We start from the raw sequence: 7,034 nt of genomic DNA on the forward strand, positions 1-7,034 counted from the left end.
TGCCCTCTCAGGCTTCGTCATCCTGGCGTCGCGTGGTCAGTCGGCGGCCACGGGTAATCAGTTCGATGAACTGCACGGCGCTCAGGGCGTGGGCGAACAGCCAACCCTGACCGAATTTCACCCCTTCGCTGCTCAGAAACACCGCTTGGGCTTCATGTTCGATGCCTTCGGCAATCACCTTGAGTTGCAGGGCCTGAGCCATGCGAATGATGTGCGGTGCCACGCCGCTGCTGGCGGCGTCATGCCCCAGCGCGTCGATAAACGCCTTGTCGATTTTCAGGCAGTCCACCGGTAGGGTCTGCAGGTAGGCGAGGCTGCAATAGCCGGTGCCAAAATCGTCGATCAGCACTTGATGCCCGACATCCCGCAGGGCTTGCAGGTTTTCTCTGGCCACCACCACGTCCACCAATCCGCGCTCGGTCACTTCAAAGGCAATTTGCCTGGCCGCTACCCGGTGCATGCTCAGCAGACGCGCCATCACCTGACCGATACGCGGCACCATGACATCGCAGGCCGCCAGATTGACCGAGATGTACAGCTGCGGATTGGACCGCAACAGTTGCCCGAGCTGTTCCAGCAGGCGCTGTAATACGAAGTCGGTCATCTGGCGAATCTGGCCGGTATTCTCCGCCATCGGAATGAACAGGTCGGGACTGGTCAGCGTGCCGTCCGGCCTGCGCCAGCGCAGCAGGGCTTCAGCGCCGACGCAGTTGCGGCTGTCGAGGTCGAAGATCGGTTGATACAACACCTGTAGCTCACCTCGCCGCATAGCGCCTTGCAGTTCGGCATCCAGCGACTGACGCTGGCGTACCAGCAAAAACACCAGAATGCCTACACAGGCACTCAGCGCCAGGCTGGCCGGCAGTAGCCACCACCATACCGGCGGTACATGCATTCCGGTACGTGGGGTGATCAGTACCAGTTGGTATTCGGGGGTGTTAGTGGGCATTCGGTAAATCAGGCGGGTAGGGGTGACTTGCAGCGCATCGGGGCTTTTCGGGGGCCAGGGCTCCGCGGGGGGCCAGGCCTGAGCGACACCAAGCACCGGAATCGCCCGGGTGCCATGGTCGAGCACCACCAACAGGCTGCTCCCCGGAGACAGATCGACCATGTCGGTCAAATGACCACGCGACGTCGCAACCCGGAAATTGCCACGCCCAAGCATCAGTGCGGCGCGGTTCTCATCGGGTTCGGTGGTGGTGTTCAGCCAATAGCTGTAGGTGGGACCCTTGATGTCCGGCGGTCGGATCAGCGATACCCCTTCCTGGCGGGGGCGGTTGGAGCAGATTCGCGACGTGTCCATATAGGCGGCTTCATAAACGAAGCGGTAATTGAAGCTGACCTGCTGCAGGGTGGCGATCATTTCGTCATCGCAACCTCGCAGCGGTTGGGCTTCCAGGTCATCGAGGCTTTCGCGCAATTGCCCGAACAGCTGCTCCAGCCGGACCAGAAAGCGTTCTCCCTGAGCATTCATTTCCTGGCTTTCGTTGTGCTCGACCTGATTCATCGCCACGAACAAACTGCCAACCGTTAGAAGTGTTGCGCTCAAGGCAGTAGCCAGCATCGCCAAAAACCAAGGGCGATAGAACCAGCTATGCAGTCTCTCCCGAGCAGCAGGCATCATGGAATATCCGAAGAATTACCAATGAGTTATAGCTGCTGATTTGGAAAAAGCGCTGACCGTCGGGCGGGCGTCATTATTTTGTCTGATTCAACACCTGAAGAATCGCCGCGGTCTGGGCGTCCGGTGTCCCATCGAAACGGGAAGGGCGAAAATGCAGCTGGAAGGCCGCCAGCACATTGCGTGTCGCTACATCCAGTTCGCCGGTTTGCGGCGTGGCATAGCCCAAGCGGGCGAGCTGCGCCTGAAACCAACTGATGCTGGGTAATTGCACCGCGAACTGCGCTTGCTGCCGCGCCACGGCCTGCTCGTTCGGCCATATTCCCAGGCCTTCGGCCGCCAGGCGCTTCCAGGGAAACAGTGGGCCGGGGTCGAGTTTGCGCATCGGTGCGATGTCGCTATGGCCAATGATATGACGGGGGCTGATGCCTTGGCGCTTACTGATGTCTTTGAGCAGGAAGATCATCGACTGAATCTGGGCTTCGCTGTAGGGATACCAAAGACGCCCGTTCGGGGTGTCCTCAAAGCCCTGATTGACGATCTCGATACCAATGGAACTGGAGTTCAGCCAGGTCCGGCCTTGCCATTCGCTTTCGCCTGCGTGCCAGGCCCGGAAATTTTCATCGATCAGCTTATAAATAGTGGCGCGCTTGTCGTCGCTAATCAGGTAGTGGCTGCTGACCTCGCCATGGGTCAGCAATTGCAGTGAGGTTTCCAGGGATGCGGAGGTGTAATGCATCACCACGAACTGAATACGATTGTCGTAATTGGCTGAACGGTGGCTGGTATCGATTCGGGGGCCGCTGGCACAACCGGCCAATAGAAGCAGCGAGACAATAAGAGCAAGACATTTCATGGTGGGAGGCAGTACACGCAAGACAATAATGCAACAGTGTAACGGTATTGCCTTGCGCGCAGATGGCAAAAAATGCTGTTTTAAACAAAATGGAACAATTAGCTATCAGCCCGCTTCTACTCGATTCCGGCCATTGTTTTTCGCCCGATATAGCGCCTGATCGGCTCTTTTAAGTACCAGATCGCTGTGTTCGCCCGGTCTGAAGGCGGTCAATCCCATGGAAATGGTGATGGTGACTCGCTCACCCTTGAAGTGGAACGGGCAGGCTTCGATCGATGCGCGCAAGGTTTCCAGTAGTTTTGCGCCGACCATAGGTAGTGTGGCAGGCATCAATAGCACAAACTCCTCACCGCCAAATCGGGCAATGAAATCAGACCCACGCAGACGCTTGCGTAGAACACTGGCGATGATTTTCAGCACCTTGTCGCCCGCCAGATGGCCATAGTTGTCGTTGATGCGTTTGAAATGGTCGAGGTCGAGCATTGCCAGCAACAGGGTAGTGCCATGTTGTTGCCATTGACCTATTTCGTGCTCCAGGCGTTCGCTCCAGGCTGCTCGATTCGGTAGACCCGTCAGTGGATCGATCAGTGCCTTCTGACGCTGTTCTTCGAGATGCTCACGGTAGCCCAAGGCTTCCTGCTCCATGTGGGCAACCCTTTCGGCCAGGCATTGCAGACGGGCCGCTACTTCCTGCTCACGCTCATCGCGCTGCTTCTGGTGTTGGTCCATGGTGCCGAGCAGGCCTTCGAGATGGTTTTCCAGCACATGCTTGAGATCATCAAGGTCCGCCGCTTCCTGCATGCTGCTTTGCAAGCCGTCGACTTGCTCGCGAATCTGCGTGTCCATATCCCGCGCGGCCGAGCGGTTGTCAGCGTGGCCTTCGCTCGCGGCTTGCAGGTTGCTCTGGAATGACTCGAGGCGTTCGTTGAGTTGCTGCAAATAGGCTTCGAATTCGTGCTGGCCGCTGTCGGTGATTGCCAGCATCAATGTGGCCAGGTCATCGAGAATGGGCAGCAGTTCGTACCAGTTCAAGCCATTTTGAAGACGATCGCGCATCGCCTCGGCTTGCGGACGATGGCGCTCAGGCAGCGCCAGGTCATCGAGCAGGCCCAGCAGGGTGTCCTCGATGTGCTTGGCGACAGAGCTATAGGAGGGCTCCGGCGAGTCCGGCAGGGCATACAGAATATCGTGCCCGGACGGCTCTGGATCGATGGCCACCGGAGTGAGCTCATCGGGATTGATTGCCGACAGAACCTGAGTGACCGGTAGGGCGATCGCCGGAACCGGCTCTTGTGATTGCTCGATATTGGGGCGGGTTTGTAGCTCCGTCACTTGGCTGCTCGTAGCTTCTGGCTCAAGGACGGGTGGCTCAAACGCCACGACTTCAGCCGCAGGCGCCATTGCTATGGGCGCCTCAATTTGCGCTGGCTCGGGGGGCGCAGCGGCGGGCATCGCAGCTTCGACGGTTGGCGATACCCCTTGCGGTTTATCGGCGGCTGGCGCGAGATTGACCGTCGCTTGTGGGGGCTCGGCCGGCGAGGCTGCAACCGGTTCGACAGGTTGCGGGGCAGGCATTTGCGATTCGGGGACGGCGAGCTGTGGCGCGGTCTCTTCCGTTTCCCTGCTGAACAACCGCTGCAGAAAACCCGGGCGGTCAGGTTCGGCAGGGTTCTCCAGCAGGTTCAAGGCTTTGCCTTGCAAGCCGCTCAGCTCGCTAAGCAGCAACGGGATTTCGCGAGCCTGGCTTACGCGTCCGTCCAGTTGCTTGGCGAAATGCTTCAGTGGCCGGCTCACTTCCCGGGGCAGCGGCAGCGCTTGCAACTGAGAGACCAGCGCGGTCAGGGCGGCACTGACTTGATTGACCCGGGTTTCCCGGCGCTGCTCGGAGTCGAGCACGGCTCTTTCCAGGCGTGGCAGCAAGGCTGCCAGGCCGGCGTCCATGTCATCGGTGCGTACGACTTCACGCATTTCCTTCATGCATTGATCAACGGCGCGATCGGTTCCTTCTGCGGCCAGGGTGCTGCGCACCAGCCCACGACGCAACAGATCAAGCCGGGCGTCCCATCGACGTTCGAGCTTTTCCTGTTGTTCGATGCTTTTGAGGTATTTCTCTTTCCAGCGCTGTGCTTCGTCGCTCATTCAGGCAGGACTCAACGCGGGCAATGCATCGGCCGTGAGCGAACCCGGCAGACGAATCTCTACCGCGACCGGCAGGTGATCGGAAATGGGCTGTGCCAGCACTTCGACCTTTTCAAGGGTCAGGGTGGGGCTGAGCAGAATATGGTCCAGGCAACGCTGCGGGCGCCAGCTGGGAAAGGTCGCTTCCAGTTGCGGCGCGAGCAGGCCTAGATCACGCAACGGGGAGTTTTGCAGCAAGTCACTGGCATGGGTATTCATGTCGCCCATCAGCACCTGGTGTTTATAACCGCCAATCAGCTCGCGGATGTAGGCCAGTTGCAGGCTACGGGCTCGAGCGCCCAGCGCCAGGTGCATCATCACCACCACGAGTGCCTCCGGACCTTCGCCGAAGCGCACCAGAATGGCCCCGCGACCCTTGGGTCCCGGCAGTGGATGATCTTCAATCGCCCACGGGCGCAGTCGGCTGAGTACACCATTGCTGTGCTGACCGAGATGACCGAGGTTGCGATTGAGTTGTTGATACCAGTAGGGGAAGGCGCCGAGCTGCGCCAGGTGTTCGACCTGATTGATGTAACCTGATCGCAGACTGCCCCCATCGGCTTCCTGCAAGGCGACCAGATCGAAGTCGCCCAGCAGATTACCGATTTTTTGCAGATTGTCGGCACGCCCGGTGTGCGGCAACAGATGCTGCCAGCCGCGGGTCAGATAGTGCCGATAGCGCTCGGTACTGATACCAACCTGGATATTGAAACTGAGCAAACGCAGACGGCTGTCCACGGGCAACCCCGTCGATTCCAGGTGATGCTCGTTGACCTGCGGATGATGCAGGCCAACGATGCGTTCAGTTCCCCAGCGGCGCATGGCAGGTGCCGCGCTTAGTTGGCGACGGCCTTGGTTGCCGCTCGCTCTTTGGCAACCAGTTGGTCGGCCAGTTTCAGCGCTTGTTCGGCACCACCAGCAGAGCCGATGTCAAAGCGATACTTGCCGTTGACGATCATGGTAGGCACGCCGGAGATTTCATATTTCTTCGCAAGTTCTTTGGCTTTGTTGATCTGGCCCTTGATGGCGAAGGAGTCGAAGGTGGCCAGGAACTTGTCCTTGTCTACACCTTGGGTCGCCAGGAAGTCCGCCATGTCTTCTTTGTCGGTCAGTTTCTTGTGTTCTTTCTGAATCGCTTCGAAAACTGCCGCGTGAACCTTGCTTTCGACGCCCATGGCTTCAAGGGTCAGGAACATCTGGCCGTGTGCGTCCCAAGGGCCGCCAAACATGGCCGGAATGCGCACGAAGTTCACGTCGGAAGGCAGTTTTTCAACCCATGGGTTAATGACGGGTTCGAAGGCATAGCAATGGGGGCAACCGTACCAGAACAGCTCCACGACTTCGATCTTGCCAGGCACGGCCACCGGGACCGGATTGCTCAGCTCGACATAGGGCGCTGCAGGTTTTTCGGCGGCTTGGGCAGTCATGCCGAACAGGCTGGCAGCGACGAGCGCGGCGCTGATGATCAGATTACGCATGCTTTACTCCTGGACAATTGGGTCGCCTCGCGCGACCTGTTTTCAGACAGATCCTGGCGGGCTTGAGTTTGTAGTGTAACGGCAGCGGCCACAAAAAAGGGCAGCCAAAGCCACCCTTTTTATGTTTGCATCGACGGATTAATCGAGTGTTAACGTTGCAAGAGATGTACATCTCCAGCAACGCTTGTTCGATCAGTCTCAGTGCAAGCCTTGAATATAGCTGGAGACTGCGGCGATATCTTCGTCGCTCAGCTTTTTAGCGATGCTCTGCATCGGTTTGGTATCGCCGTCGTTGGTCCGGCCACCTTCTTCTTTCCTGAAGTCGGTCAGTTGCTTGCCAACGTACTGAGCATGCTGGCCGCCCAGATGCGGGAAGCCCGCAGCTGCGTTGCCCTTGCCGTCCGGAGAGTGGCAGCCGGTGCAGGCTGGCAGACCCTTGGCCAGGTCGCCACCACGGAACAACGCTTCACCGCGCGCCACGACTTTCGGATCGGCGGCACCGACGCTGCCTTTCTGGCTGGCGAAGTAGGCGGAGATATCGGCCAGGTCCTGATCGCTCAGGTTGGTCAGCAGGCCGGTCATTTCCAGCACCGTGCGCTTGCCGGACTTGATGTCGTGCAGCTGTTTGTTCAGATAACGCTCGCCCTGGCCTGCCAGTTTCGGAAAGTTAGGCGCCATGCTATTGCCGTCCGGGCCATGGCAGGCACCGCATACGGCGGCTTTCGCCTGGCCGGCGGCTGCATCACCTGCAGCATGGGCAATGCCGGAGATCCCCACGGTCAACAGCAGACTCACGATCAGTTTGTTCATCAGCTAATCCAACTACGGCTAAGGGTTAAAGAGTTATGGGCCGGGTTTACTCGCTCATCCAGTAGATGATGGCTCGGTAATCCTCGGCACT

General features: G+C 58.8%; 6 protein-coding genes. All 6 read right to left on the minus strand.

What is annotated here, in order from left to right:
* Window positions 1–7: 7 nt before the first annotated feature.
* Window positions 8–1,624, minus strand: coding sequence for an EAL domain-containing protein (locus ACIPLA_RS13945; RefSeq protein WP_192345216.1), 1,617 nt, complete (start codon window positions 1,622–1,624; stop codon window positions 8–10).
* Between the two features lie 73 nt (window positions 1,625–1,697).
* Entirely contained in the window at window positions 1,698–2,477 is a 780-nt protein-coding gene (locus ACIPLA_RS13950; protein WP_123500505.1) for an N-acetylmuramoyl-L-alanine amidase, read from the minus strand.
* Between the two features lie 105 nt (window positions 2,478–2,582).
* Window positions 2,583–4,616, minus strand: coding sequence for a GGDEF domain-containing protein (locus tag ACIPLA_RS13955; RefSeq protein ID WP_218395769.1), 2,034 nt, complete (start codon window positions 4,614–4,616; stop codon window positions 2,583–2,585).
* A complete protein-coding gene (locus ACIPLA_RS13960) occupies window positions 4,617–5,477 on the minus strand; it encodes an endonuclease/exonuclease/phosphatase family protein (protein ID WP_218395771.1) in 861 nt (286 codons plus the stop codon). It abuts the gene before it with no gap.
* A gap of 14 nt (window positions 5,478–5,491) precedes the next feature.
* Window positions 5,492–6,133 (minus strand): thiol:disulfide interchange protein DsbA/DsbL, encoded by a 642-nt coding sequence (locus ACIPLA_RS13965; protein WP_192345219.1) that lies wholly within the window; start codon window positions 6,131–6,133, stop codon window positions 5,492–5,494.
* A 198-nt stretch (window positions 6,134–6,331) separates the two neighbouring features.
* Window positions 6,332–6,943 carry a cytochrome c gene (locus ACIPLA_RS13970; RefSeq protein ID WP_123500513.1) on the minus strand — a complete coding sequence of 204 codons (612 nt, stop codon included), beginning with the start codon at window positions 6,941–6,943 and terminating at the stop codon, window positions 6,332–6,334.
* Window positions 6,944–7,034 lie beyond the last annotated feature (91 nt).

The sequence above is a fragment of the Pseudomonas sp. NPDC086112 genome (assembly GCF_044746425.1).
In the GTDB taxonomy this organism is placed as follows: domain Bacteria; phylum Pseudomonadota; class Gammaproteobacteria; order Pseudomonadales; family Pseudomonadaceae; genus Aquipseudomonas.